Annotated in this window: 19 protein-coding genes, 1 pseudogene and 2 riboswitches; of the genes and pseudogenes, 7 read left to right on the top strand and 13 right to left on the bottom strand. The window is 62.9% G+C overall.

Translation table 11 applies throughout. The features are described 5' to 3' along the window. Positions 1 to 4: 4 nt before the first annotated feature. The 4 genes from gcvP to P4U43_RS09460 all read right to left on the bottom strand — a co-directional run bounded on the left by gcvP (position 5) and on the right by P4U43_RS09460 (position 7187). Positions 5 to 2833 carry an aminomethyl-transferring glycine dehydrogenase gene (gene gcvP / locus P4U43_RS09475; protein WP_277358520.1) on the bottom strand — a complete coding sequence of 943 codons (2829 nt, stop codon included), beginning with the start codon at positions 2831 to 2833 and terminating at the stop codon, positions 5 to 7. A 54-nt stretch (positions 2834 to 2887) separates the two neighbouring features. Next, positions 2888 to 2991, bottom strand: a riboswitch (glycine riboswitch). 1 nt (position 2992) lies between these two features. Further along, positions 2993 to 3094: riboswitch (glycine riboswitch) on the bottom strand. Between the two features lie 84 nt (positions 3095 to 3178). Continuing rightward, positions 3179 to 4624 carry a phytoene desaturase family protein gene (locus P4U43_RS09470; protein ID WP_277358519.1) on the bottom strand — a complete coding sequence of 482 codons (1446 nt, stop codon included), beginning with the start codon at positions 4622 to 4624 and terminating at the stop codon, positions 3179 to 3181. Positions 4625 to 4626: 2 nt separating this feature from the next. After that, positions 4627 to 5721: a lipid II:glycine glycyltransferase FemX gene (locus tag P4U43_RS09465; RefSeq protein WP_277358518.1), complete on the bottom strand. Its 1095-nt coding sequence runs from the start codon at positions 5719 to 5721 to the stop codon at positions 4627 to 4629. Further along, positions 5718 to 7187, bottom strand: coding sequence for a hypothetical protein (locus P4U43_RS09460; protein WP_277358517.1), 1470 nt, complete (start codon positions 7185 to 7187; stop codon positions 5718 to 5720). The genes P4U43_RS09465 and P4U43_RS09460 overlap by 4 nt, the downstream gene beginning before the upstream one ends. Before the next feature lie 213 nt (positions 7188 to 7400). On the opposite strand from P4U43_RS09460, the gene P4U43_RS09455 reads away from it, so the two are divergent. Beyond that, entirely contained in the window at positions 7401 to 8486 is a 1086-nt protein-coding gene (locus tag P4U43_RS09455) for an inositol-3-phosphate synthase (protein WP_056545557.1), read from the top strand. A gap of 107 nt (positions 8487 to 8593) precedes the next feature. Beyond that, positions 8594 to 9571, top strand: coding sequence for a YeiH family protein (locus P4U43_RS09450; RefSeq protein ID WP_277358516.1), 978 nt, complete (start codon positions 8594 to 8596; stop codon positions 9569 to 9571). 20 nt (positions 9572 to 9591) lie between these two features. Here the strand turns inward: P4U43_RS09450 and P4U43_RS09445 are convergent, their stop codons facing one another. Beyond that, complete coding sequence (locus tag P4U43_RS09445) at positions 9592 to 10212, bottom strand: MerR family transcriptional regulator (RefSeq protein WP_277358515.1); 621 nt, start codon at positions 10210 to 10212, stop codon at positions 9592 to 9594. A gap of 77 nt (positions 10213 to 10289) precedes the next feature. Here P4U43_RS09445 and P4U43_RS09440 point away from each other — a divergent pair, with 77 nt between their 5' ends. Continuing rightward, complete coding sequence (locus P4U43_RS09440; RefSeq protein ID WP_277358514.1) at positions 10290 to 10784, top strand: DUF2306 domain-containing protein; 495 nt, start codon at positions 10290 to 10292, stop codon at positions 10782 to 10784. 118 nt (positions 10785 to 10902) lie between these two features. Here P4U43_RS09440 and P4U43_RS09435 read toward each other — a convergent pair whose 3' ends face one another. From P4U43_RS09435 to P4U43_RS09410, 6 genes are all read right to left on the bottom strand, one after another. Continuing rightward, complete coding sequence (locus P4U43_RS09435) at positions 10903 to 12096, bottom strand: glycine C-acetyltransferase (RefSeq protein ID WP_277358513.1); 1194 nt, start codon at positions 12094 to 12096, stop codon at positions 10903 to 10905. A 13-nt stretch (positions 12097 to 12109) separates the two neighbouring features. Next, positions 12110 to 13153, bottom strand: coding sequence for an L-threonine 3-dehydrogenase (gene tdh / locus P4U43_RS09430; RefSeq protein WP_277358512.1), 1044 nt, complete (start codon positions 13151 to 13153; stop codon positions 12110 to 12112). Positions 13154 to 13187: 34 nt separating this feature from the next. Continuing rightward, positions 13188 to 14879, bottom strand: a complete 1692-nt coding sequence (locus P4U43_RS09425) for a formate--tetrahydrofolate ligase (protein ID WP_277358511.1) — start codon at positions 14877 to 14879, stop codon at positions 13188 to 13190. A gap of 107 nt (positions 14880 to 14986) precedes the next feature. Beyond that, positions 14987 to 15754, bottom strand: coding sequence for a phosphatase (locus P4U43_RS09420; protein WP_277358510.1), 768 nt, complete (start codon positions 15752 to 15754; stop codon positions 14987 to 14989). 50 nt (positions 15755 to 15804) lie between these two features. Next, positions 15805 to 17052 (bottom strand): D-inositol-3-phosphate glycosyltransferase, encoded by a 1248-nt coding sequence (gene mshA, locus P4U43_RS09415; RefSeq protein ID WP_277358509.1) that lies wholly within the window; start codon positions 17050 to 17052, stop codon positions 15805 to 15807. 248 nt (positions 17053 to 17300) lie between these two features. Further along, positions 17301 to 17612, bottom strand: a complete 312-nt coding sequence (locus P4U43_RS09410) for a hypothetical protein (protein WP_277358508.1) — start codon at positions 17610 to 17612, stop codon at positions 17301 to 17303. Positions 17613 to 18081: 469 nt separating this feature from the next. Between P4U43_RS09410 and P4U43_RS09405 the strand changes: the two genes are divergently transcribed. Beyond that, a complete protein-coding gene (locus P4U43_RS09405) occupies positions 18082 to 19242 on the top strand; it encodes a DUF418 domain-containing protein (protein ID WP_277358507.1) in 1161 nt (386 codons plus the stop codon). On the opposite strand, the gene P4U43_RS09400 is transcribed toward P4U43_RS09405, so the two are convergent. Both P4U43_RS09400 and P4U43_RS09395 read right to left on the bottom strand, forming a co-directional pair. Continuing rightward, on the bottom strand, positions 19239 to 19886 hold the full coding sequence (locus tag P4U43_RS09400) for a histidine phosphatase family protein (RefSeq protein WP_056545578.1): 648 nt from the start codon (positions 19884 to 19886) through the stop codon (positions 19239 to 19241). The genes P4U43_RS09405 and P4U43_RS09400 overlap by 4 nt on opposite strands. Further along, the gene (locus tag P4U43_RS09395) at positions 19883 to 21325 is read right to left on the bottom strand and encodes a CCA tRNA nucleotidyltransferase (RefSeq protein ID WP_277358506.1); all 1443 of its coding nucleotides are present in this window, start codon (positions 21323 to 21325) and stop codon (positions 19883 to 19885) included. The genes P4U43_RS09400 and P4U43_RS09395 overlap by 4 nt, the downstream gene beginning before the upstream one ends. A 172-nt stretch (positions 21326 to 21497) precedes the next feature. Here P4U43_RS09395 and P4U43_RS09390 point away from each other — a divergent pair, with 172 nt between their 5' ends. The 3 genes and pseudogenes from P4U43_RS09390 to P4U43_RS09380 form a co-directional block, all read left to right on the top strand. Beyond that, complete coding sequence (locus P4U43_RS09390; RefSeq protein ID WP_277358505.1) at positions 21498 to 22028, top strand: NUDIX hydrolase; 531 nt, start codon at positions 21498 to 21500, stop codon at positions 22026 to 22028. 91 nt (positions 22029 to 22119) lie between these two features. Then, complete coding sequence (gene murJ, locus P4U43_RS09385; protein ID WP_277358504.1) at positions 22120 to 23847, top strand: murein biosynthesis integral membrane protein MurJ; 1728 nt, start codon at positions 22120 to 22122, stop codon at positions 23845 to 23847. 82 nt (positions 23848 to 23929) lie between these two features. Then, positions 23930 to 24411 (top strand): annotated as a pseudogene (locus P4U43_RS09380) (hypothetical protein); the annotation flags it as partial.

Here is a 24411-nt window from a genome sequence, read left to right as displayed (position 1 = left end):
TCCCTTAGTCCTCGAAGTCTTCGATCGGCGGGCACGAGCACACGAGGTTCCTGTCACCGTGGGCGCCGTCGATACGGCGGACCGGCGGGAAGTACTTGTCGTGGCGCAGCGTCCGCAGCGGGAATGCAGCCAGTTCCCGGGAGTAGGCCTGCGACCACTCGTCACTGATGAGCGTCTGTGCGGTATGCGGTGCCTGGCGAAGCGGACTCTCCTCCAGCTGCCATTCGCCTGTTCCGACGCGGTCGATCTCGTGTCGGATGGCGATCATCGCCTCGACAAAACGGTCCAGTTCGCGCAGGTCCTCGGACTCCGTGGGCTCCACCATCAACGTGCCCGCTACCGGGAAGCTCAGCGTCGGGGCGTGGAAGCCGTAATCGATGAGGCGCTTGGCCACGTCTTCGGCTGTCACACCGGTCTTCGCGGTAAGTGCGCGAAGGTCCAGAATGCACTCGTGCGCCACGAGTCCGTTCTCACCCGAGTAGAGCACCGGGAAGTATTCATTGAGGCGGGCGGCGACGTAGTTCGCTGCAAGGAGCGCGGACTTCGTGGCTGCCGTCAGGCCCTCGCTTCCCATCAGCGCCACATAGGCCCAGGAAATCGGCAGTACGCCTGCTGAACCGAAGCGGGAGGCGGAGATAGGGACGCCGGCTGTGTTGCTGTTGTCTACACCAGCTGCGCTATTCGCATCTCCAGGCAGGAAGGGGGCAAGGTGCTCCGCCACTGCTACCGGCCCGACACCGGGACCTCCGCCGCCGTGCGGGATGCAGAACGTCTTGTGCAGGTTCAGGTGGGAAACATCACCACCGAACTCACCCGGCTTTGCTAGCCCGACCAGCGCGTTAAGGTTTGCGCCGTCGATGTAGACCTGACCGCCCGCGCCATGCACCTGGTCGCAGACCCAGCGGACGTCCTCCTCGAAAACGCCATGCGTGGACGGGTAGGTGATCATGATCGCGGAGAGGGAATCCTTGTTCGCCTCGATCTTTGCCTGGAGATCATCGTGATCGATGTTGCCGTTTCCGGCTGTCTTGACCACAACCACCTTCATGCCGGCGAGCACAGCAGAGGCGGCGTTGGTGCCGTGTGCTGACGATGGGATGAGGCACACTGTGCGAGCCTCATCACCGCGTGAAAGATGGTACTTGCGGATGGCCAGCAGACCGGCGAGTTCACCCTGGGAGCCGGCGTTCGGCTGAATCGACACCCTGGCGTAGCCGGTGATTTCAGCGAGACGGCCCTCCAGGTCATCAATCAGCTGGCGCCAGCCCTCGGTCTGGTGCTCGGGGGCGAACGGATGGATGGTTGCGAACTCGGGCCAGGAGATCGGTTCCATCTCAACCGTGGCGTTGAGCTTCATGGTGCAGGATCCCAACGGAATCATGGTGCGGTCCAGTGCCAGGTCGCGGTCCGAGAGACCGCGCAGGTAGCGCAGCATCTGGGTCTCTGAGCGGTGGAGGGAGAACACGGGATGGGTCATATAGGACGACGTCCGTTGCAGGTCAGCAGGGATTGCAGTCTCCGCGTCGGCTGACAGATTTACCCCGAAGATCTCGGCGATGGTTTCAAGGTGAGCGTCCGTGGTGGTCTCGTCACAGGAGATGCCGACGTGATCGGCATCGACCAACCGCAGGTTGATGCCGCGCTCCTCGGCCTTGCGGACAATGCTCTCGGACTGGCCCTCGACCTTCACGAGAAGGGTGTCGAAGAAGGACTCGTGGACCGTCCCTGGAACGGCTGCAGCGAGCCGCGCCGCCTTTCCATGGACACGTTCCGCGATCGCCTTCAGCCCGTCGGGACCGTGGTAAACGGCGTACATGCTGGCAACGATCGCGAGGAGCGCCTGAGCGGTACAGATGTTCGACGTAGCCTTCTCGCGGCGGATGTGCTGCTCACGTGTTTGCAGTGCAAGCCGGTAGGCGGGTGCGCCGTCGGAATCCTTCGACACCCCAACAAGGCGGCCGGGGAGCATGCGCTCCAGGCCCTTTCGAACGGCCATGTACGCAGCGTGCGGTCCGCCGAAGAACAGCGGCACACCGAAACGCTGGGCGGAGCCGACGGCGATATCCGCGCCCTGCTCCCCCGGAGGGGTGATCAGGGTCAGCGCTAGCAGGTCCGCTGCGACCGTCACCAGGGCGCCGCCGTCGTGCGCTTTCGCGACCATGTCCGTGTGGTTGCGGAGCGTGCCGGATGTCCCGGGCTGCTGGAGGACGACGCCGTTGATGTCGCCGTCCGGCAATCCCTTTGAGAGGTCAGCGATCTCGATATCAAAGCCCAGCGCCTCAGCGCGGCCCTGCACGACGGCGATGGTCTGGGGGAGGCATTCCGCGTCCAGGATGGTTCGTCCCTTGTTCTTGCCGGAGCGACGCATCAGGAGGACGGCCTCGGCAACGGCCGATGCTTCATCGAGCAGGGAGGCGTTGGCGATGGGCAGCGCAGTGAGGTCCTGGACCATCGTCTGGAAGTTCAGCAGGGCTTCAAGACGGCCCTGGGAGATTTCCGGCTGGTAGGGCGTGTAGGCGGTGTACCAGGCGGGAGCCTCAAGCACATTGCGGCGGATGACAGGAGGGGTGACCGTGTCGTAGTAGCCCTGACCGATCATCTGCACGGCGGTCTTGTTCTTCGCGGCGATGCTGCGCAGTTCCGCCAGGACCTCCGACTCGCTCAGCGCAGACGGAATGTCCAGGCCCTCGTTGATACGGATGCTCGCCGGCACCGCAACATCGACGAGTTTGTCCAGGCTGGGGTAGCCCAGGACCTTGAGCATCTGCTCGGCGTCGTCCGAGCGGGGACCGATGTGGCGGTCGGAGAAAGTTGATTCCGTCTGGTGCGTCATGAGGAACTCCGTGAATCAGTGTGCGTGCAGGGCGCGCGGACAGGTGGGTGGGTTCCTCCCCGCTCTGTCTTGGACCTGAGAGATTCCGTGAACACAGGGTTCACCTTGCACCGTCGGTGAGCACAACCTATCTTCAGCTGCGCTACTTTCCAGAGTTGCCTTTCCGCTGCGGTGCTGGGCCTGAGAGATTCCTGGGGAGGGTTTGCTCCTACGGCGCCTGCCGGCTGTAGGTCAACGGCAGGACTCTCCCGCTGCGGGTCAAGGGCGTTTTATTACTGCGCTTTTCAGTTATGCGATCGTGATCAAGCTTACTCTTCGCTGAAATCGATCAGCAAAGGAGTGCGCTCACGATGACCTTCCCAACTGCGGCACCGGCAGCCCGAACACGTCCTTGAGTGCAAGTTTTGCCGCGTGATAACCGCCCATCCCGTGCACGCCCGGGCCGGGCGGGGTCGATGCTGAGCACAGATAGAGGCCCTTCCCCGGCATCCGCCAAGGGTGCGGCCCGAATGAGGGACGCGCCAGCAGCTGAGGGATGGTCACCGCGCCACCGCTGAAGTCACCGCCCACGTAATTGGCGTTGTACTGCTCAAGGTCAGCTGCAGTCATGACGTGTGAACGCACGACGACGTCGCGGAAGCCGGGCGCGAAACGTTCGATCTGCCGCACAATGGCCTCCGTCATGTCCCGCGTGGAACCGTTGGGCACGTGGCAGTAAGTCCACAGAACCTGCCGTCCGTGGGGTGCGCGGGAAGAATCGAACAGGGAAGGCTGCGAAACCAGCACGTACGGTTTTTCCGGATGGCGTCCGGCGGCCACGTCGGCTTCCGACGCCGCCACTTCAGCCCGGGTTCCGCCCGCATGAACTGTGCCGGCCGCTCGTACTTCCTCGTTTGCCCACGGCACCGGCCCCGAGAGGATGAAGTCAACCTTGCAGGCGCCGTCCCCGAAGCGGAACCGGTCCAGCATTGAGACGTAGCCCTGCGGGAGGCGATCGCCTGCCAGGCCGCCAACAGCACCGGGTGAGACATCGAGCAGGACTGCCTTTGCTCCGTCGAACTCGCCGACCGATTCAATCCGACGGGCAGTGTGGACGGCGCCGCCATGTGCCCGGATGTCATCCGCCATAGCGTTGACCAATGCCTGGGATCCGCCAACCGGAATGGGCCATCCCACGGCATGCGCCAACGCTCCGAGGGTGAGCCCGGCACCTGCAGCCGCGAGTGTGGGCAGGGCAGCAACGGCATGTGCGGCAACTCCGGTAAACAATGCCGCCGCCTCTTCCGTCGAGAAGCGCAGGTTCCACAGGCCAGTCCCCTGCTCGAGCGTCCTTGAACCGAGCAGGGCGGCCGCGACTGGATGCCGCGGGACCCGCAGGAACTGGTTGAGCCCGGTATCGACCACCCCATCAATGTGCTGCACGAGCGGGCGCATCAGTCGCCGCCAGGCCTGTCCGTCCTTGTCCAGACCGAGCGCCGTACGCCCAAGATCGCGGTACGCGAGTCCAGCACGGCCATTGTCCAGCGGATTGGCGTACGACAGCTCGGGAACCACGAAGGGAATCCGTTCCCGGAGACCGAACTCCCGGAAGAAGGGTGACGCCAGCGCCATCGGATGCACAGCCGAACAAATGTCATGCACGTGTTCCGGCTCAAGCAGCTCCATGGTGCGTGACCCGCCGCCGATAGCTCGTTCGGCCTCAAATATCTCCACGCTCAAGCCTGCACGTGCCATCACGACGCCGGCAGCCAGCCCATTGGGGCCGGCACCGACAATCGCGACGTCCGCCATGGCTAGCTCTTCCCTCCGGACCGGTGGGCGCGAAGCGTGGACACGGACGAGGCTGCTCGCATGAGCAACGCGCGACCTTTGGCCGGCGCCGTTCTGCGGAATGAGAGCAGTCCAGCCACCACCTTGTACTTACCCGGGTTCAGCGGGATGTCATAAGTTGTGGGGAGGTCCACAACGTTCTTGGAGAAGTTCCGCTTGAACGTGGTGACGTTGACCAGTTGTGGGTAGTTCTCACTCACGATGCCGGTAAGCCCGCAAGCGGTATTGCCGGCAGCTTTGAGCTGTTTAAACGCTTCCCACAGCAACAGATAAGGCGCAAACGTCTTGCGCGCGTCGTGTGTGCTGCCCGCAAAATAGTAGACCGAGTAGCCGCGGTATTCGGTAGTGATCAACCAACTCACAGCCCTGCTGTCCACGTAGGCGACCATGAGCCGAAGATGATCCCCCAGAGTTGAGAGCAGCAACTCGTAGTATTCGGGGCCGAAGCTGGAGAAGCCGTCGCGCTCCGCTGTTTCCTGCAGAATCGGGTACAGGTCCGCCCTGAATACCTCGACCCAGCGTGCCCGCTCAATGGTCCGGACCTCCACGCCTGACCGTTCCGCACGACGGATACTGTTCCTGGCATTCGGCCGGAAAGACTTGAAGATTGCATCCTCGCCCGGCGTCAGGTCAACGACGATCTCGCGCTCATACCAGCCGTGCTCGATCGGGCCGGCTGCAGGAGGCAGCGGGTGTTTCACCTGCATGCGGACATAGAGAGGGTCTGTGCCCGGATCATCAGTGAACTGGTGCTGAACCGTGTGCATAAGACGGAGTTCAGCTTCCGCGGTACGGTCCGCGAACCATACGGGCCCGTTGATCGCGACCAGCGATTCTCGGAACCTGCGCCGCACCCGGAGGAAGCTCACCATCGCAGCCGGTGCGCCGTCGTCGTCGTAGTAGGCCCACAATCCGTACGGTTCCCGGCCCAGACTGCGCTCGAAGCCCGCCCACTGCGGAGTCTGTTCGAGCGGAATGACGACATCGGGGCTTGCCGACGCCAACAGCTCGAATTCCTCTGGCGTAAGGCGCTCGCTGCGGAAGACGGATTCTGTCACTGGGGGTCTCTCGGTGCGGTGATGGTGAGGTTTGGAGGGGACTCGCTCAACAGTACCGGAGCAGGCGCATGCCGGTCTGGAGCACCATCGAAGGGGCCGCCTGCCGGATCGTCAATACCAATGCGCCGCGCCGGATCATATGTCGGTTCAAGTATATGTTGCGCAACCCGATACAACAGGTAACCGGTGGCCAGTAGGCGCGCCAAGATCGCGGCGACATAGTAGGGGGAGTCGATATTGTTCTCCACCACGCCTGACGACGCTTCTCGGGCTACGTACATCCAGTACGCCCACCAGTGAAGTAGTTCAACAAGCTGCCAGACACAAAGTATTCGCCAATCGACATACGAGAGCGCAACGAAGGGCAGCAACCACAGAGTGAGTGCGGGAGGGTAGTCGGGCAGGACCAGGACGAGTGCTCCGAGCAGCAGAAGAATCACTTGCGGAAGGCGTGGGCGTCGCGGTGCCCGCAGCACCAGCAGGCATATCAGGGCAACCAGCACCGCGAAAATGGTAAAAGCCAGGGTTGCTGTTGCTACCGGAGAGAGCACCGGCAGGCCGAGCCGCTGCGCAAGCAGGTCATAGCCCGCCCACAGCGAAGAGGAAATGCCGAGGCGAGCCGGATCGTATTCCCACGGCAGTGCCAGAACGCGTTCGGGCCCGAACGGCAGAACGGTGAGTACCCAGACGGCGATCAGCGAACCGCCGCTCAGCAGGGCACCCCTGAACCGGCCGGTCCGGATGGCCAACAGTATGACGGCAGCGAGGACCAGGAGCACGTGAACGCTGAACCCGGCGCCGAACCCGAGCAGGACGCCGGAGATCACATAGCGCTCCTGCGCAAACGCCCACACAGCCAGGACACTCAATAGGACGGACAGCAGCACCCAGCTTGAGGTTGCCGTCAGGATCGCGATCGGCGCCACCGCCACAAGCGCCGCATCCCAGGGTCGGCGACTCGCCAGTCGCATCACGGTAACAACAGTTCCAATCCACGCGGCAGCGATCAGTACAGCGTTCACGTCGAAATACTGCATCAGGGATTGCGTTTGGACTATGCCGTCCGCGGACGTCGGCACCAGTAGCGCGACCAGTCCCGCAAACACTCCAACGAGCAGCGGCCCATCAAAGGTGGACCCCTCCGCGAATGGGGACAAACCGCTTCCGAGACCCTGGAACTGGAAGGCCTCGGTCCAGTCTGAGTAGCAGCCCCGGTAGAACTGCGCGGGACGTGTCCATCCGTCGGTTCGGCACGGAGCCTTGATCAGCACCGCCAGGACAGCGGCGGCTGTGGTCATCAGGATCAGGACCCGCCCGACGGTGAAGACGGCCGGCCGCACCCTGCCCGGTGCAGCGTGCCTCCCAAGTGGCCCGCCGGCGACTTCCGCGGCATGCCTGAGCAAGGGGTCCCCGCGCGTAGGCACGGAGATGCTTGCGGGGCGGCGCTGACCCTGCTCTTGCTCCATGTCTCGAAAGCCTAGCCAACGGGCAGGACAATGGCGCCCTCTTCGTAGAAACCCACCTGTAATTCCGCACTCCGGAGGGCTTGAGGGAATGAGCAGGCAACAACGGGCGTTCGCAATAACAAGTAGACTGGGTAAGCTGTGGATTTCGCCGGAGGCAAAGGCAAACAAAGACCTCGGTCCGGGCGGTTATAAGTGCGCGTAAAGAGGAGAACAGTGGGAACTAACCCCATTCGGGTAGCAATCGTCGGTGTTGGCAACTGTGCAGCATCCCTGGTGCAGGGTGTGCAGTACTACAAGGATGCAGACGCCACGGCGACCATCCCCGGCCTGATGCATGTGGAGTTCGGCAAGTACCACGTCAATGACGTGCAGTTTGTCACCGCGTTCGACGTCGATGGCAAGAAGGTCGGCCTGGACCTCGCCGACGCCATCGGCGCCAGCGAGAACAACACCATCAAGATCGCGGACGTGCCGCCCACCGGAGTGAAGGTCCAGCGCGGGCACACCCTCGATGGCCTGGGCAAGTATTACCGCGAGACCATCGTCGAATCCGATGCGGAGCCGATTGACGTCGTCGCTGAGCTCAAGGCATCACAGGTTGACGTAATGGTCTGCTACCTGCCAGTCGGCTCCGAAGCAGCAGCGAAGTTCTATGCCCAGTGCGCAATCGATGCGGGCGTCGCTTTTGTCAACGCACTTCCCGTTTTCATCGCAGGCACCAAGGAGTGGGCTGATAAGTTCACTGCAGCGGGTGTGCCGATTGTGGGTGACGACATCAAGAGCCAGATCGGCGCAACGATCACCCACCGCGTGATGGCCAAGCTGTTCGAAGACCGCGGAGTCACGCTGGACCGCACGTACCAGCTCAACGTCGGCGGCAACATGGACTTCAAGAACATGCTCGAGCGGGACCGCCTTGAGTCAAAAAAGATTTCCAAGACCCAGGCTGTCACCTCAAACGTAGAGGCCGAACTGCACGCCGACGACGTCCACATCGGACCGTCGGATTACGTCGCCTGGCTCGATGACCGCAAATGGGCGTTTGTGCGTCTCGAGGGCCGCAACTTCGGCGATGCACCGGTTTCCCTTGAGTACAAGCTCGAGGTGTGGGATTCCCCGAACTCTGCCGGTGTGATCATCGACGCCATCCGCGCCGCGAAGATTGCCGCAGACCGCGGCGTCGGCGGACCGATTCTCTCGGCGTCAAGCTATTTCATGAAGTCGCCGCCGGAGCAGTACAACGACGACATCGCCCGCGACAAAGTTGAAGCTTTCATTCGCGGCGAGGTCGAGCGCTAGAGCAGTTCCCCTCTGATGAAACGCCCCCGGTCCTACCGGGGGCGTTTTGTTGTGGGGAAGTGGCCTGTCCGACCGCTGGCGATCGCATCGCATGAGAAATTGTTGACATGAGCAATAGCCTTCCCGGTCTGGCGGTGTGTCTCGCCGGCGCTGCAATTTCCTGGCTGCTGAGCGGTCTACTTCCGGGAACCAGCCCGCTCTTGATCGCCATCCTCCTTGGAGCGGCCTGGGGGAACCTGTTGCCGGTGCCATCCCTGTTCTTCGAGGGGATCGGTGTTTCATCCAAAACCCTGTTGCGGGCGGGCATCGTACTGCTCGGACTTCAACTCTCACTCTCAGCAGTACTTGGGCTGGGCCCCGGTGTGCTCCTCCTTGTTTTTCTGTCAGTGGGTGTGACCTTCGCTGCCACACTGTGGATCGGAAAGCTCCTGGGCATCAGCTTTGCCCAGCGACTTCTCATCGCTTCAGGGTTCTCTATCTGCGGTGCGGCAGCGGTTGCAGCCACGGAGACTGCGGCCGGCGCCAAGAAGACGGAAGTCGCCACCGCCATCGGACTGGTGGTGCTCTTTGGGACCCTGATGATCCCCACGGTCCCCTTCCTGGGCGGGCTGCTGGGAATGCCGGAGAGGACCCTCGGCGTGTGGATCGGGGCATCGACCCATGAAGTGGCACAGGTTGTTGCCGCGGGCGGATCAGTGGGCAGCTCTGCTCTTGCTGTTGCCGTCACGGTGAAACTCGCCCGTGTCCTCACCCTGGCGCCGATCACCGCCGGAATAGCCCTGCGCATGCGCCGTGCCGAACCGGCTACAGGCGGCAAGATTCCTCCCGTGGTCCCGCTCTTTATTGTGGGGTTTGTCGGAGCGATGCTGTTGCGCACCTCGGATGTCCTCCCGCAAGGGGTCCTGGAACTGGCACAGATCCTGCAGACGCTGCTGCTGTCAGCGGCGATGTTCGCCCTGGGTCTGGGAGTCCACCTGAAAAGCCTGCTGCGCGTGGGCAAGCGCCCGGTGCTGCTCGGTTTGATTTCAACCCTGGTGATCCTCGCGGTATCCCTCGTCTGCTCGGTGGCCCTGCCACTGTCCTGAAGAAACGTGGCCTGCAGGCTTCACGCGGAACGTGTTCCACCCAGTCGGCGGATGCTGTGCGACGCCTGCGCCATCCCCACTAGGCCAAGGAGCAGTCGGCTGTATGCGCGGACACCCACTGCCACCGCGAGCACTGCCTGATCCCGGGACTGTGTGTCGAGGACTGTGCCCAGATCCTGCTGTGCCACCTGATCGGCCGCTCGTGCATATCCAAGTACGACGTCGGCGCTCACCGAAAGTCCCATTGTCTCCATTTCCCGGAGGATGATGTTGAGCAGCGCGCGCGCCTCAGAGGGTGCATCCGGCCAGCTCTGGGCTGCCAACAGCCCGTTCATAAGCGGGTGGTCCTGCACCGCTTCCGCAGGGGCACCCATCACCATCGCCTGGGTTTTGCCCAACAGCTCAAGGCGGGATACACCGGTATCCTCAATGAGTCCGATCAAGCCACGGATCTGATCGACACGAAGCCCGACGACTGACCGGAGACCCGAGATCAGCTCGAGGCGTTCAACGTGCCGGATGCTGTACTCGGCACGAGTGGGATGGATCTCGACCCCGCGCTGGAGCAGTCCTTCGCGAAGATAGAACTTGATGCTGGCGGCGCTTATGCCCGTTGACGCGCTCAGTTCCTTCAGCTGCACGAGGGTCCTCACTGGATAGTGGAAAGACGTCAACTATCCAGATATACATCGCAAGATAGTGGGTCTATCTTATGACCATGGACTGGAGCCCGCTCATAGCCGCCCACGTGGTCGCCGCGCTGTACGTCCTGGTGCTCGGGCCACTCAATATTTTCCGACGGCGACGCGACCGCACCCACAGGATCATTGGCTATACCTGGGTGAGCGCCATGTACTTCGTCTGCGTGAGCAGTTTCGGGATTGTGACCGACGGACATTTCAGCTGGCTTCACGGTCTCTCCGCCTTCACCATTATCACGGTGACGCTCGGCCTCGTCTCGGCGATCCGCCGCAACATCGTTGCTCACCGGGCCAACATGATCGGTAGCTACATCGGCATTGCAATCGCTTTTGTGTTCGCAGCCACGGCACCGGGGCGGGCAATACCGCTGCTGTTGGCTGATGACCCGGGCACCGCCGTCGTTGTTGCTGCGCTGGTGCTGCTCACAGTGGGCGGGCTTTACCTGGCGGTCCGGCCGAGAACGGTAGCGGCACCTGTCAAGGTGGTCCACACCGGCAAGGCGCCGGTTTAGTACCGTTGGGCGTGACCGGGGCGGTTGGGGCGGCAGGATCGCCTCCGCGCGGCATCCGCCTACGTACTCCTCAGCAGGAAGCAATCACCCTCGCCTACTTCAGCGCGGCACGCAGGAACTACGCCGTGGCGTCCCGTGCTGCAACGAAGGCGGTGACGCACGCTTCCACGTCTTCGGCGCTGTGGGCTGCGGAGAGTTGCACACGGATGCGCGCGGCTCCCTTGGGGACAACCGGGTAGCTGAACGCGATCACGTAGACCCCGTGTTCGAGCATGCTGTCCGCCACTCTCGCCGCCAGCGCGGCATCACCGAACATAACCGGGATGATGGCATGCTCGCCGGCGAGCAGCTCAAATCCTTCCTCGCTCATCCGAGACCGGAACAGGGCCGCGTTCTCACCCAACCGTGCACGAAGCTCCGCACTGTTCTGGACCAGGTCCAGGGCCGTCAGGGTTGCCGCGACAATCGAGGGGGCCAGCGAGTTGGAGAAAAGATACGGCCGCGCCCGCTGCCGCAACAACTCGACGATCTCCGCCCGCCCGGACACGTACCCACCCGAGGCACCACCCAACGCCTTACCGAACGTCCCGGTATACAGATCCACCCGGTCAGACACACCAGCATGCTCCGGTGTTCCCGCCCCCGTTGGCCCCATGAAACCCACAGCATGCGAATCATCGACCATCACCATGGCGTCATACCGCTCCGCCAAGTCACAGATCTCCTGCAACGGAGCAAGATACCCATCCATCGAGAAAACCCCATCAGTCACCACCAACCGACGGCGCGCACCAGAAGCCTCCTGCAGCTTCGCCTCAAGATCCGCCATATCCCGGTTCGCGTACCGGTACCGCTGCGCCTTACTGAGCCGGATCCCGTCAATGATCGAGGCGTGGTTCAACGCATCCGAGATGACAGCATCCTCAGCGTTCAACAGGGATTCGAACACCCCGCCGTTGGCATCGAAACACGACGAGAACAAGATGGTGTCCTCAGTGCCCAAAAACGCCGACACGCGCTTCTCGAGCTCAAGATGCAGATCCTGCGTCCCGCAGATGAAACGCACCGACGCCATCCCGAACCCGCGATCATCCAACGCACCCTTCGCAGCCTCGATAATCGCCGGATGATCCGCCAAACCAAGGTAGTTGTTGGCGCAGAAGTTCAACACCTGCGCCCCCTCCGCGCTGCCCAACGCCGCGCGGATCCTATTGGACTGCGGCGAAGAAATGGTCCGCTCATGCTTATACAAACCCGCATCCCGGATTTCCTGCAGCTCCGACTGCAGCTGATCCCGCACTGAAACAAACATTCGCAAACTCCCTCTAGATCGCCGACCAGTCAAGCACTACTTTGCCGCTGCGCCCATCACGGGCAATGCTGAAACCTTCCTGCCAGTCAGACGCCGGCAAAACGTCAGTGACCACACTCGCCACCGCATCACGCAACCGGTCATTGGACTGCAGCATCGCACTCATCGCGTACCACGTCTCGAACATCTCCCGCCCATACACACCCTTCAACGTGAGCATGTGCGTGACCACCTTCCCCCAGTCGATCGTGATGTCCTGGGACGGCAAGCCCAGCATTGCGATCCGCCCGCCGTGGTTCATGTTCTCGATCATCTCCGGCAACGCCGTGGGGTGCCCGGACATCTCCAGACCAATATCAAAACCCTCCACCATATGCAGCTCACGCTGCGCCTCGATGATCCGCATCCGGCTCACATCCACCGCCAAATCCACGCCGATGGACCGGGCAAGATCCAACCGCGGCTCCGACACGTCCGTGATCGCAATGTTGCGTGCACCGGCATGACGGGCAACAGCGATCGCCATCAAACCAATCGGACCAGCCCCCGTGATCAACACATCCTCACCCACCAACGGGAAACTCAACGCCGTATGAACCGCGTTACCGAACGGATCGAACACCGCACCCAACTCCGGTGTCACAGCATCGTGGTGAACCCACACATTGGTCTCCGGAATCACCACGAACTCAGCAAACGCACCATCACGCTGCACGCCCACACTGACCGTCCGGATACACATCTGCCGGCGCCCAGCACGGCAATTACGGCAAATACCACACACAATATGTCCCTCACCGGACACCCGGTCCCCCACCCGGACCTCACACACACCCTCACCGAGTTCCACAACCTCACCGTAGAACTCGTGCCCGGGAATCAGCGGCGCCTCGATAATCCCGGCCGCCCACGAATCCCACGACTCAATATGCAGATCCGTCCCGCAAATACCCGTGGTCAACACCCGGATCTTCACCTCACCCACGCCAGGCACCGGCTCCGGCCGATCCACGAACTCAAAACCAGCCCGAGCACCCGATTTATAAAGCGCCTTCACCCACAGTCCTTTCGTTTGTATCGCTGGACAATACTCAGAACAGTCCCACCGCGCCGCCCTCGTCATCCACGTTCATGCGCAGGGCGCCTGGCTCCTTCGGCAGACCGGGCATGGTCATCACCGCTCCGGTGAGGGCGACAATGAAGCCCGCTCCGGTCTTCGGGATCAGGTCCCGTACATGGAGGGTGAAACCCTCGGGAGCGCCGAGCCGGGTGGCGTCGTCGGAAAACGAGTACTGCGTCTTGGCCATGCACACCGGAAGCTGATCCCACCCGTTTGCCTGGATCTCCTTGAGCCGGCGCAGGGCAGCAGCGGAGAATTCGACGTCGCATGCCCCATAAATCTCCTGCGCAATCGTGCGGATCTTCTCCTCCACAGGGAGTTCCAGTGGATACAGGTGCCGGAAGGAGCGAGGTGCTTCAAGCGCGGCCAGGACTTTCCCGGCGAGATCGTCACCGCCCGGGCCGCCGCCGCCCTCACCCCAGATATCCGCCACGGCCGCGCTGATACCCTCGGCAGCACACCACGACAACAGCCACTCGAGTTCCTCATCCGTATCAGTAACAAACTTGTTGACGGCCACCACGGGTGTGATGCCGAACTTCCGCACGTTCGCTACGTGGCGCCGAAGGTTCACGACTCCGCGCTTCACCGCGTCGACATCCGGCTCCCGCAGATTGTCCTTCGCCACACCACCGTGCATCTTCAAGGCACGGATGGTCGCAACCACTACGACGGCGTCAGGCGCCACATCCGCGGCCCGCGCCTTGATGTCCATGAACTTCTCGGCACCCAGATCTGCGCCGAACCCAGCCTCGGTTACCACGATGTCGGAAAGGCGCTGCGCTGTCTGGGTGGCGATGACCGAGTTGCAGCCGTGTGCGATATTGGCGAACGGTCCGCCGTGCACCAGCGCCGGCGTGCCGGCAATCGTCTGCACGAGATTCGGTTTCACGGCGTCCCTCAGCAGCAGTGTCAGCGCTCCCTCGACGCCGAGATCCGCAACGGTTACCGGCTTCCTGTCATAGGTATATCCGATGGTCATGCGCGCCAGCCGGTTCCGGAGATCGGCGAGATCAGTGGCGAGGCAGAAAGCGGCCATGACTTCGGACGCCACCGTGATGTCGAAACCGTCCTGGCGCGGAACTCCCTGCGTGGGCCCGCCCAGTCCGATCACCACGTCCCGCAAGCTGCGGTCATTGACGTCGAGCACGCGCTTGAAGGTGATCCTTCGCGGATCGATGTTGAGCGGGTTGCCCTGGTAGATGGAGTTATCCACCAGGGCCATGAGCGTGTTGTTTGCACTGGTGATCGCGTGGAAATCACCGGTGAAGTGAAGGTTGATGTCCTCCATCGGCAGCACCTGCGAATACCCGCCGCCGGTGGCTCCGCCCTTCATGCCCATGACCGGGCCAAGCGAGGGCTCGCGCAGCGCAACCATCACGCTCTGGCCGGCCCGCGCCAGCGAATCCGCAAGCCCTACCGTCAAGGTGGACTTTCCTTCACCCGCGGGAGTTGGACTCATGGCGCTGACCAGAACCACTTTCCCCGGCGCCTTCCCGGGGACGCGAGGCAACTGCGCGACGTCGATCTTTGCCTTGTACCGCCCGTGCAGTTCCAGCGCTTCAGCAGGAATACCCGCCGCTGCTGCGATGTCCTCGATGGGACGGATACGGGCCGCTCGTGCAATGTCGAGATCGGACACAGGGGCGTGGATAGACGTCATCGTCTGAAATCCCTCCGGGGTGCTGGCTGGACTATGGGCGGCTCGGGTGTGAGCTGCATCCAATCTACCAGCGCGCCCACGCGCGAGCGCGCCGCCGAAGAGGGGCTTTAGCCGAGTCCTGCGCGCTCCAGAACGTAGCTGGTCATCGGCTCATACAGACCGGGGCACAGATTGTCATCCAGCGGCACCGCGACCTCCAACTGCCCCTCAGCCTCGGAGACAAACAAGCCGGGGTCATTGCAGTCGGCGAAGCCGAGAGTCGGAATGCCAACTGATGCGGCATGCCCTGCCCAACCATGATCGGCCACGACCAGCTCGGGCGCGGGTGCGCCCTGGGATGCGAGAAGCTCAAGGCTGAGCCGCATCGGCTCCGGATAGTGGGTGTGGACGAGGCCGCCGTACTGATGCCAGGCCAGGACACCGAACAACTGCCGGATGTCACCGTCACGGAAGGGCTGGCCCTCGGGGACCTTGACGACGGTTGCGCCGCCCCGTTCAGCTGCAGCGGCGAGCGCAGCGTGAACGGGCAGCAACCCTGCGGGGTGGCCGGTCGCGAACAGAATCCGGCTGCCCGAGCGGACGGCCACGCCAAACCGGTCCGCGAACCGGTCGAGTGCTGCGACGCACTTGTGCGCGTCGATGGTGTCCTGACCCTCGAGATGATCCCGGTCGGCGCTGGTGCCGACGCGCTCGTGCATCAGGTCAAACACCTCATCAAGGCTCCAGGTGCGGGTAAGCCGCACACCAAACTCGAGGTGCTCGTTTCCATCGAGGAACAGCTGCATGTGCCGCAGGTTGTCCTGCCGCGGTGTGGCAACCTTCCCGGTAATACCTACTGAGTCGAGATAGCTGGCGAGTTCGGCGGCTGCATTCACCCGTCCATCCTAGGCACACGGTCCTGGGGAACTGGCTGATGTGCTGGGGCCTACAGTGCGGGCGCACCCTCGTATTGTTCGACGGCCGTCCGGTAGCTCTGCGCCGTGAACAGTGCGGTCCGCTGCCAACCGAAAGCCAACGCGTGCACCGCAGCATTGGTGCCGAGCCTGCGGCGCATTACGCCGTCGTCGTGCAGGACCTCCAGCGCCGCTGACCATAGTGCGGCACCATGCCCGTCAACCAGAACGCCGGTTCGCCCGGCACTGATCGCCTGCGGCAGTCCGCCGACATTCGCTGCCAGAACCGGTGTGCCGCAGGCCTGCGCTTCAAGCGCCACCAGACCGAAAGATTCGCTGTAGGAAGGCATCGCAACGACGTCGGCCGCGCGGAACCAGTGCGCAAGCTGCTCCGGCAAAACGGGCGGATAGAGCCGGACCACGTCCTGTAGTCCAAGCCGATTGATCAGGGGCCGCAGCTCCAGGGCTTCAGGTCCGCTGCCGGAGCCGATGATGCTGACCTGGAGTGGGATGTCGGGGCGCCGCGCCAGCAAGTCAGCGGCAGCCTCAACCAGCAGGTGGGGACCCTTCAGCTTCTGGATCCGGCCGGCGAAGACCACGTGGAACGTCTCGGCAGAGAACGAAAGCCCGGAACGCGAGGCGGGCCGGTCAAGCGCATTGAAGATGTCGAGATCCACACCGGGGGCGACAATGTCGACCTTCTCGGCGGCCGCCCCGTAAAGGGATTCCAATTCCGCGGCCTCGGTACTTGTGTTGGCGATGAGGCGATCGGCGTCGTTGACGATGGTCTGCTCGCCGGAAATCCGCGATTCAGGTTCCCTTACTCCTCCGGCATGCAGCCGGAGGTTCTTCACCCTCGCCATGGTGTGCATCGAGTGGACCAACGGCAGGTTGAGGGATTTCGCGACGGTCAAGCCCACGATGCCGGAGACCCAGTAGTGGGAGTGGATGACATCGAAGTGTCCGTCGGCAAGCAGATCGGTGGCGTCGGCGATGGCGTCGGCCAGGTCATCGGAGAGTTGGGGAAGTACTTCTTTCGGAACCCGGCGCGTGGGTCCGGCAATAAGGTGGCGGACCAGGACGCCCGGGCCCAGCTCCTCAATGTGAGGTTGCCCGTCCGCTGCTGCGCGAGTGAAAATTTCGACGTCGATACCGACCTTGGCGAGCTCCAGCGCCACTGAGCGTACATAGACATTCATACCGCCGGCGTCGCCGCCGCCGGGCTGATCGAAGGGCGACGTGTGAAGCGACAGCATCGCCACGCGCTTCACGGGGGTCACGAGCCCTCCCTTCGCCGTCCAGGTTGTATTCTTCTGCCAGCACTTGACCTCTGGCCACTAGTGACCATATAACGCGGACAACAGTCACGACATTCCGCGGGAGCGCCTCGTGGAGCCGGAGTGGTCCGTTAAAGGCGGAAGCCCGCGCTGGGAAGCGCGGGCTTCTCTGGTGGTGGCACCGATGACTTGCATCAGTTTCTCCTTCGCGGATCGACAGGGCGCGGCTACACGCCGCATGGACGCACCTGTTACTTGATGAACAGGTGATGCTGCGGCAGGGCAAAAGACTGGGCGTTTTCCCAGGCGTTATCGACCGACGATTCCTGTATTCGCTTCCAGAAGGAAACACTTTCCCGAAGTTTCTTAATCATGAAGTACACCTCCTCTCGCTGCGTGAAGTCAGGCATCACCGCTGATAAATCGACGGGTTGCGTGTCGGGTTCACGAACCGGGTCGAGGCGGGTGAGACTGCCGGACATGATGAATTCCCCGTGTGAACGCTGCTGTGCATCGACCTGGGCCGTGGTGCGTTCGGTGGAAACAGGGGCTGAAACAGGCATGGATATCTCCTGAGATTGTGGTGCGGGAAGAGAAGAGGGCTGCGATGAGCCCGGAATTCGTGAGAAAGGCACGAAAAAGCGAGGCGGGTTCCGCCTGACGCACACAAAGGAAAAAGAAAACTTCTCCGCAGAAGAAATTAGGAGAGAAGTGCCGTTTTCAGCAGGAAGTTAATGCGCAGCGATGGCGGAGGCTGGGCGGGTTCGCGCGGCCATCATGCCGCCGAGAAGATTAATCACCGAATCCCACCTCCACTTCTAACTTGCGCTTACCTGAACAGTGCAAAAACAAAGGAAGATTGGGTTCTCCCAATGGCACTTCTCAAAGCTACCTCAAACGAAGCGCCTTCGCCTAGCTCTTTTGCGAGAAATTCCGAATATTTTGCCGGACGGGGAGTAGCCGGGACAGCAGCAGCGCATTAGCCCGCCAGGCAGCGTTAGGCTGACCAAGGATTCGAGGAGAGGTAGGCGGATGGGATCTGCACGGCTCCGCGAGGTCGATGCGCTGCGCAGCTTTGCGCTCGGCGGCATCCTCATGGTCAATATCTGGTACTTCGCCGACCCGTTCACCCTTGCCGGCGAAATCAGCCCGAATCACCGGTCGGCAGCTGACCTCGCAGTGCGGTTCACGGTTGCAGCTCTCTTCGAAGCGAAGTTCTACCTACTCTTCTCCTTCCTGTTCGGCTACAGCTTTGATCTGCAGTGGCGGGCGGCCATTGCGGCAACCGCATCCCCGGTACAACGCATCCAGCGCCGCCTTGCTGCGTTGTTTGTCCTCGGCTTGCTGCACGGTCTCGTCCTGTTTTTTGGGGACATCCTCCTGACGTATGCGCTGATGGGCCTGATTCTGCTCGCGACGCACTCACTGCGCACGTCCACGGCCGTCATCACGGGCAGTGCGCTGATTGGAGGGATCGGTTCGCTCATCCTGGCTGTGGGCCTTTTCATTGCCGGCGCCGGAGCGGGTGCTCCTTCCGCCGCTATTGCAGTCAATTCAGGCGCGCTCACCCAGAGCCCAAGCTCGGTCTTCGCAGCCAACGCGGACAACTTCCTGGAGAACGTTGCCGGTGTGGTCTTCGTTCAGGGTCCGCTCTCGCTCGGAATGTTCTACCTCGGGCTCGCGGCCGCCCGGGCCCGCCTTTTGGAACGGCCGCTCCCCACCCGCATCCTGACGACGACGGCGGCAACCTGCCTTCCCGTCGGCCTCGCCGCCGGTGTTTTCCAGGCCTACCTGACCACCTATGGGAGCGGCGACCGGTTCAGTGTGCTGGCCTTCGGCATCTCAACGCTCACCGCGCCTCTGCAGACAGCCGGCTACGTGAGTCTCCTCCTGCTGCTCTTCCGCACGGCGGCCGGAGCACGCCTCTGCGGACTGCTTGCACCCGCGGGACGCATGGCGCTCACCAACTACCTCCTGCAGTCGGTGATCATGGCGCTCGTTTTCACCGCCTACGGGCTGCGGCTCTCCGACGGACTGCCGGCCAGCGCGGTGGCGGGAATCGCCGTCGTCATCTTTGCAGCCCAACTTATCCTCAGCCGCCTTCTCCTCGCACGCATACGAATTGGCCCGGCAGAGTGGCTACTGCGGAGCATCACGTATGGCCGACGGAGTACGCGGGCACCGGGAAGTTAGACGTTCCAGCGCAGGATGGCGGGAGTGCGCTTGTCCCAGCCGAGCGCACACACCGCGGCCGTACCAAGGATGAAGCGCCGCCCCTCCACGGGTTCGAACTCCAGCCAGCGCGCCGTAAGCACCCGGAGGAAGTGGCCGTGAGCAACCAGGAGGGCGTTACGCACCGGTTGCGCCTGCGGATCCTGGTCCGCCGGTGTGCCGCAACCGGCCTGAACCCTCGAGATGATCCGGTCAGCGCGTGCTGCCACCTGGGCAATGGTTTCTCCGTTTGGGACGCCGTCCTTCCAGATGAGGTAATCCGGATTCTCCTTGCGGACAAGCGCGCTGTTACGGCCTTCATTGTCGCCGTAGTCCCACTCATGGGCATACGGGAGCACCTCGGCGCCACCAAAACCGGCCAGCTCAGCCGTGCGTCGCGCACGCTGAAGCGGAGACGTGAAGACCAGGTCAAACTCGACGCCGGCCAACCGGCTCGCAGCGTCCCGTGCCTGCTGCTCGCCGGCCGAAGTCAGCGCAAGGTCAGTGAGGCCGGTGTAGTTGCCGTCGCGGGACCACTCCGTCTCACCGTGGCGCAATAGCCAAAGGTTAGGCAGCGGTGTGCCCGCCGCGGTCAGATCAGCGGCAGCTGCTCCGGACTGGCTCATGATTCATCTCCTGCTTCGGGCTGGCCGGCCCACCAGACGCGCAACTTGGACTCGGCAGCCTCACGGGTATGCGGACCATGTTCCATGCGTTCCTCCAAAAGAAAGCGATAGGCCCGCCCCACAACCGGCCCCGGCCGAATACCCAGCAGCTTCATGATGTCTTCTCCGTCCAGATCCGGCCGTATCGATGCGAGCTCTTCCTGCTCGGCGAGCGCAGCGATGCGGTTCTCGAGGTCGTCGTAAGCAAAAGCGAGGCGCTCTGCCTTCCGGCGGTTGCGCGTTGTCACGTCCGACCGCGTCAGCCGGTGCAGCCGTTCAAGCTGCAGCCCGGCGTCGCTCACGTAACGGCGCACGGCGGAATCCGTCCAGCCCGCCTCGCCGTAGCCGTAGAAGCGCATGTGCAGCTCCACGAGGCGCGCCACCGCCTTGATCGTGTCATTGTCGAAACGGAGCGTCTTCATCCGCTTGGCTGTCAGCTTTGCTCCGACAACATCGTGGTGGCGGAAACTCACCGCGCCGGTTGGTTCGAAGCGCCGGGTGGCCGGCTTCCCGACGTCGTGCATCAGGGCAGCGAACCGCAGGGCAAAGTCCGGAGCCGGCACCGCGCCGTCGTCATCGGTTTCCAGTGCGCACGCCTGCTCCAGCACGGTCAGTGAGTGCTGGTAGACGTCCTTGTGCCGGTGGTGCTCATCCATCTCAAGGCGCAGCGCAGGCACCTCAGGCAGCACGTGGTCGGCCAACCCGGTGGAAACCATGAGGTCGACGCCCCGCCGGGGGTGGGCACCGTTGATGAGCTTGATCAGCTCATCCCGGACGCGCTCTGCGGAAATGATGGTGATGCGCTCGGCCATCGCGGTCATCGCATCCCGCACCTCCGGCGCAACCTCCACTCCCAGCTGGGAAGCGAACCGTGCCGCGCGCATCATTCGGAGCGGATCATCGGAGAATGACGACGACGGCGCCCCCGGAGTGCGCAGCAGGCCCGCGTGCAGGTCCTTTACTCCACCGTACGGGTCCACGAGTTCCAGTGAGGGCAGACGCAAGGCCATGGCGTTGATCGTAAAGTCCCGGCGGAGGAGGTCATCCTCCAGATTCGTGCCGAAGGCAACCACGGGCTTGCGGGAGGACGGCTCATACGCCTCGGCGCGGTAGGTCGTGACTTCGATGGTGAAGGACGCCTTGCGCAGCCCGATCGTTCCGAACTCCCGGCCAATCTCCCAAAAGGCGTCGGACCACCGCCGGATGACCGCGATTATCTGATCCGGATCAGCGTCCGTGGTGAAATCGAGGTCCGGCGAGGACCTACCGAGGAAAAGGTCGCGGACCGGCCCGCCCACCAGTGAAAGCTCGTGGCCGGCATCAGCGAACAGCCGTCCTAGCTCAGTAACCACCGCCGGAAGGGGGGCGGTCAACGGGGAATCTTCCAACAGGTGCACCATAGTCCTTTAAGCGTGCCAGAGATCAGCCCAAACACCATTACGGGAACGGGGGCACGCGCTAAAGGGTCGCCGGTGGAACCATCGGCACGGCAACACGCCGACCGTCCTGCATGCTGGCGGGGAGCCGCCCGCGCGGTCATCATCCCCCAGCAAAGGTAGTTAGAGTGGGATCATGGACCGTCCCGTTCCGAGCGCACCAAAGCGCACCCCATTGACAGCGTCAATGGGCCGAACAGGCGCGCCTTTAATTCATCAGTCCCTCCCCACGGTGGAGGAAGTGTCGGCCGGCGGAATCGTCGTCGACACCTCTACGGACCTGCTCAACGTAGCAATCATCGCGAGGCTGAACCGCGGTGGACGGCTTGAGTGGTGTTTGCCCAAGGGACATCCGGAGAACCAGGAAAACAACGAACAGGCAGCAGTAAGGGAGATCGAGGAGGAAACCGGCATCTGCGGCCGCGTCCTCGCAGCGCTCGGCAGTATTGACTACTGGTTCACTGTCAGCGGTCACCGCGTCCACAAGACGGTCCACCACTTTCTCCTTGTCTCTACGGGCGGGCATCTGACCATCGAGAATGATCCCGATCACGAGGCCGTCGACGTCGCATGGGTTCCGCTCGCAGACCTCGGCCGCAAGCTCTCCTTCCCTAACGAGCGGCGTATCGCCGACCTCGCCCGAGAGGTCCTGCCGCAGTACCTCTGAGCCGGTGCCCGTCATACCGTGGCGATTACGGGCTTGCTGCGTGGACCGCGGTTACCGGGATCGGCCGCCAATGGTGAGACGATAAGTCACGATGTCTGATACCAACACCGCCTCAATACCGGTCCAGGATGCGGGCGTGGTGCCCAGTCGCCGTCCCACTCCCGCGGGCAACGTTCCGCCCACTGATACAACAGCACGCTCCAGCGCAATCATGGCCGCGGGTACCCTCGTTTCGCGTATCCTCGGCCTCGTCCGTGTCGCTCTTCTCGCCACGGCGATCGGCACGGCCGGCGCGGTGTCCGACCTGTTTCCTGCTGCCAACAACCTGCCGACCTACATCTTCCTGATGGTTGCCGGCGGTGTGTTCAACGCAGTGCTCGTGCCGCAAATCATCCGAGCGAGCCAGCAGGAGGACCGCGGTTCGGACTTCGTGAGCCGCCTGATGACGCTCTCGGTCATCGTCCTGTTCATTCTTACGGTGCTGATTACGCTCGCTGCGCCGTTCCTGGCGGACCTGCTCACCAATGTGTCCGGTGACGCGCTGGCCCTCACTACGGTCTTTGCCTATTGGTGCCTGCCACAGATCTTCTTCTACGGGCTTTACTCGATCATTGGCCAGGTGCTTAACGCCAACGGCTCCTTCGGCCCGTACATGTGGGCTCCAGTGGTCAATAACATCGTCTCGATCGGTTTCCTCATTGCCTTCATCGTGATGCTGGGCGCCGAACGGACCACTGGCCATACCCCCGATACGTGGACTCCCACCCATACGTTGCTGCTGGCCGGCGGCACCACCCTCGGCATCGTCATCCAGGCGGTGGTCCTCATCGTCCCGCTGCGCCGATTGCACCTCGGCCTTCGTCCCAGGTTCGGGTGGCGCGGCGTCGGGCTCGGCAAGACAGGACGGCTGGCTTCCATCACGATCGTGACCATGCTGATCGGCAACGGTCTCTACATGATCAACCAGTGGGTGGCCACGATCGCCACAGAAGCTCGAACCGACCTGCCCGACGACGTCTACATTGCCGGTCTGACCAACCTGGACATCGGGTCGCTGGTCTATGTTCTGCCGCACTCCGTGATTGCGCTATCGCTGGCAACCGTCATGTTCAATCGTCTAGCGGCCGCGCACTCGCAGGGTGATGTGGAAACCACCAAGGAAACACTGTCCCTGGGCATGCGGACCATCGGCGTGGCCACTGTTTTCGGTGCAGCAGCGCTACTGGCCCTGGCCGCGCCGCTTGGCATGGTCTTCTCCGGTGGTATCCGTGCCGGCGGCGCACTCAACGCACTGATCATCACGCTGCTGGCGGTCGGCGCGCCCTTCCTCAGCGCCAATTTCTTCCTCAACCGGGTTTTCTACGCGGCGGAAGACGCCATCACCCCGCTGAAAATCCAGCTCATCCTCTCGGTCACCGGGGTTGCACTGGCCCTCACCGCCAGTCTGTTCGAGCCGGCTCTCATCGTTCCCATGCTGGCTCTCAGCTTCACCCTCGGCAATATTGTGGCCGTCGTCGTCAGTCATGTGTTTCTGGTCCGGAAAATCGGCGGATACGGAGCTGGGCATATTTACGACGTGCACGTCCGGCTGACCGTTGCGGGCCTCATCGCCGCGGCTTTCGGCGCCGGGCTGTTGTGGTTTTTCGGTGCCTACCAGCCGGACGGGTTCGTCTGGCAGTCGGTGGGAAGCGCCGTCGTCGTTTTGCTGGTTGCCGGACCGCTGATGGCAGGGGTCTACATCGGCATGCTGAAAGTCCTGCGGATCACCGAACTGAGCGACTTCCTCGCTCCGCTCCTATCCCGCTTCGCACGCCGGTAAGCGGTGGCCCCGCGCGTGCGCACTATCTGCCCGGAAGTGGCCGGTAGCATTGGTACAAAGTATCCACATCCGGGAGGAACACGTGCCAGAAGCAGTAGACGTCGGCTCAGTACTGGGCGGCCGGTACAAGGTCACCGCTTACGTCCTCGCCTCTGCTGAGAAGGACCTGGTGCTCGATGGCGTGGACCAGGTGCTCAATCGGCCGGTCAGCATCCTGGTGGCATCGCCTTCCAACGCCGGTCAGGTTGCCACGAGCGCCCGCGAAGTCGCCACGGGTGAGCGGTCCGGTAATATCCAGGTTCTTGATCTCGGAATCACCGACGCCGGCACCTACCTTGTCACCAACCGCGCACCGGCGGCTGACCTCCTGGACCTTGTGATCCAGCAGGATGCCCCCTATATCGAACCGTTCTTCACAGACACCCTCGGTTCGGAAATCTTCGGTGTTGCCCGTTCCACGGAGCCGGAAACCCACGAGGACGACGACGACTATCACCACGAGCCGGAACGGCGGCCGGCACGCCTCCCGAAGGCGCGGATGCCCCGTTTCGGCCGCGGGTCTGC

The organism is Arthrobacter vasquezii, from assembly GCF_029455255.1.
In the GTDB taxonomy this organism is placed as follows: Bacteria; Actinomycetota; Actinomycetes; order Actinomycetales; family Micrococcaceae; genus Arthrobacter_D; species Arthrobacter_D parietis.
This window is presented reverse-complemented; position numbering and strand designations above follow the sequence as displayed.

What these genes read in the sequence shown, in the direction of transcription:
- gcvP (WP_277358520.1), bottom strand. Translation starts at nt 2,833, where the DNA reads ATGACGCACCAGACGGAATCAACTTTCTCCGACCGCCACATCGGTCCC.
- P4U43_RS09470 (WP_277358519.1), bottom strand. Translation starts at nt 4,624, where the DNA reads ATGGCGGACGTCGCGATTGTCGGTGCCGGCCCCAATGGGCTGGCTGCC.
- P4U43_RS09460 (WP_277358517.1), bottom strand. Translation starts at nt 7,187, where the DNA reads ATGGAGCAAGAGCAGGGTCAGCGCCGCCCCGCAAGCATCTCCGTGCCT.
- P4U43_RS09450 (WP_277358516.1), top strand. Translation starts at nt 8,594, where the DNA reads ATGAGCAATAGCCTTCCCGGTCTGGCGGTGTGTCTCGCCGGCGCTGCA.
- P4U43_RS09440 (WP_277358514.1), top strand. Translation starts at nt 10,290, where the DNA reads ATGGACTGGAGCCCGCTCATAGCCGCCCACGTGGTCGCCGCGCTGTAC.
- P4U43_RS09435 (WP_277358513.1), bottom strand. Translation starts at nt 12,096, where the DNA reads ATGTTTGTTTCAGTGCGGGATCAGCTGCAGTCGGAGCTGCAGGAAATC.
- P4U43_RS09425 (WP_277358511.1), bottom strand. Translation starts at nt 14,879, where the DNA reads ATGACGTCTATCCACGCCCCTGTGTCCGATCTCGACATTGCACGAGCG.
- P4U43_RS09410 (WP_277358508.1), bottom strand. Translation starts at nt 17,612, where the DNA reads ATGCCTGTTTCAGCCCCTGTTTCCACCGAACGCACCACGGCCCAGGTC.
- P4U43_RS09405 (WP_277358507.1), top strand. Translation starts at nt 18,082, where the DNA reads ATGGGATCTGCACGGCTCCGCGAGGTCGATGCGCTGCGCAGCTTTGCG.
- P4U43_RS09400 (WP_056545578.1), bottom strand. Translation starts at nt 19,886, where the DNA reads ATGAGCCAGTCCGGAGCAGCTGCCGCTGATCTGACCGCGGCGGGCACA.
- P4U43_RS09395 (WP_277358506.1), bottom strand. Translation starts at nt 21,325, where the DNA reads ATGGTGCACCTGTTGGAAGATTCCCCGTTGACCGCCCCCCTTCCGGCG.
- P4U43_RS09390 (WP_277358505.1), top strand. Translation starts at nt 21,498, where the DNA reads ATGGACCGTCCCGTTCCGAGCGCACCAAAGCGCACCCCATTGACAGCG.
- murJ (WP_277358504.1), top strand. Translation starts at nt 22,120, where the DNA reads ATGTCTGATACCAACACCGCCTCAATACCGGTCCAGGATGCGGGCGTG.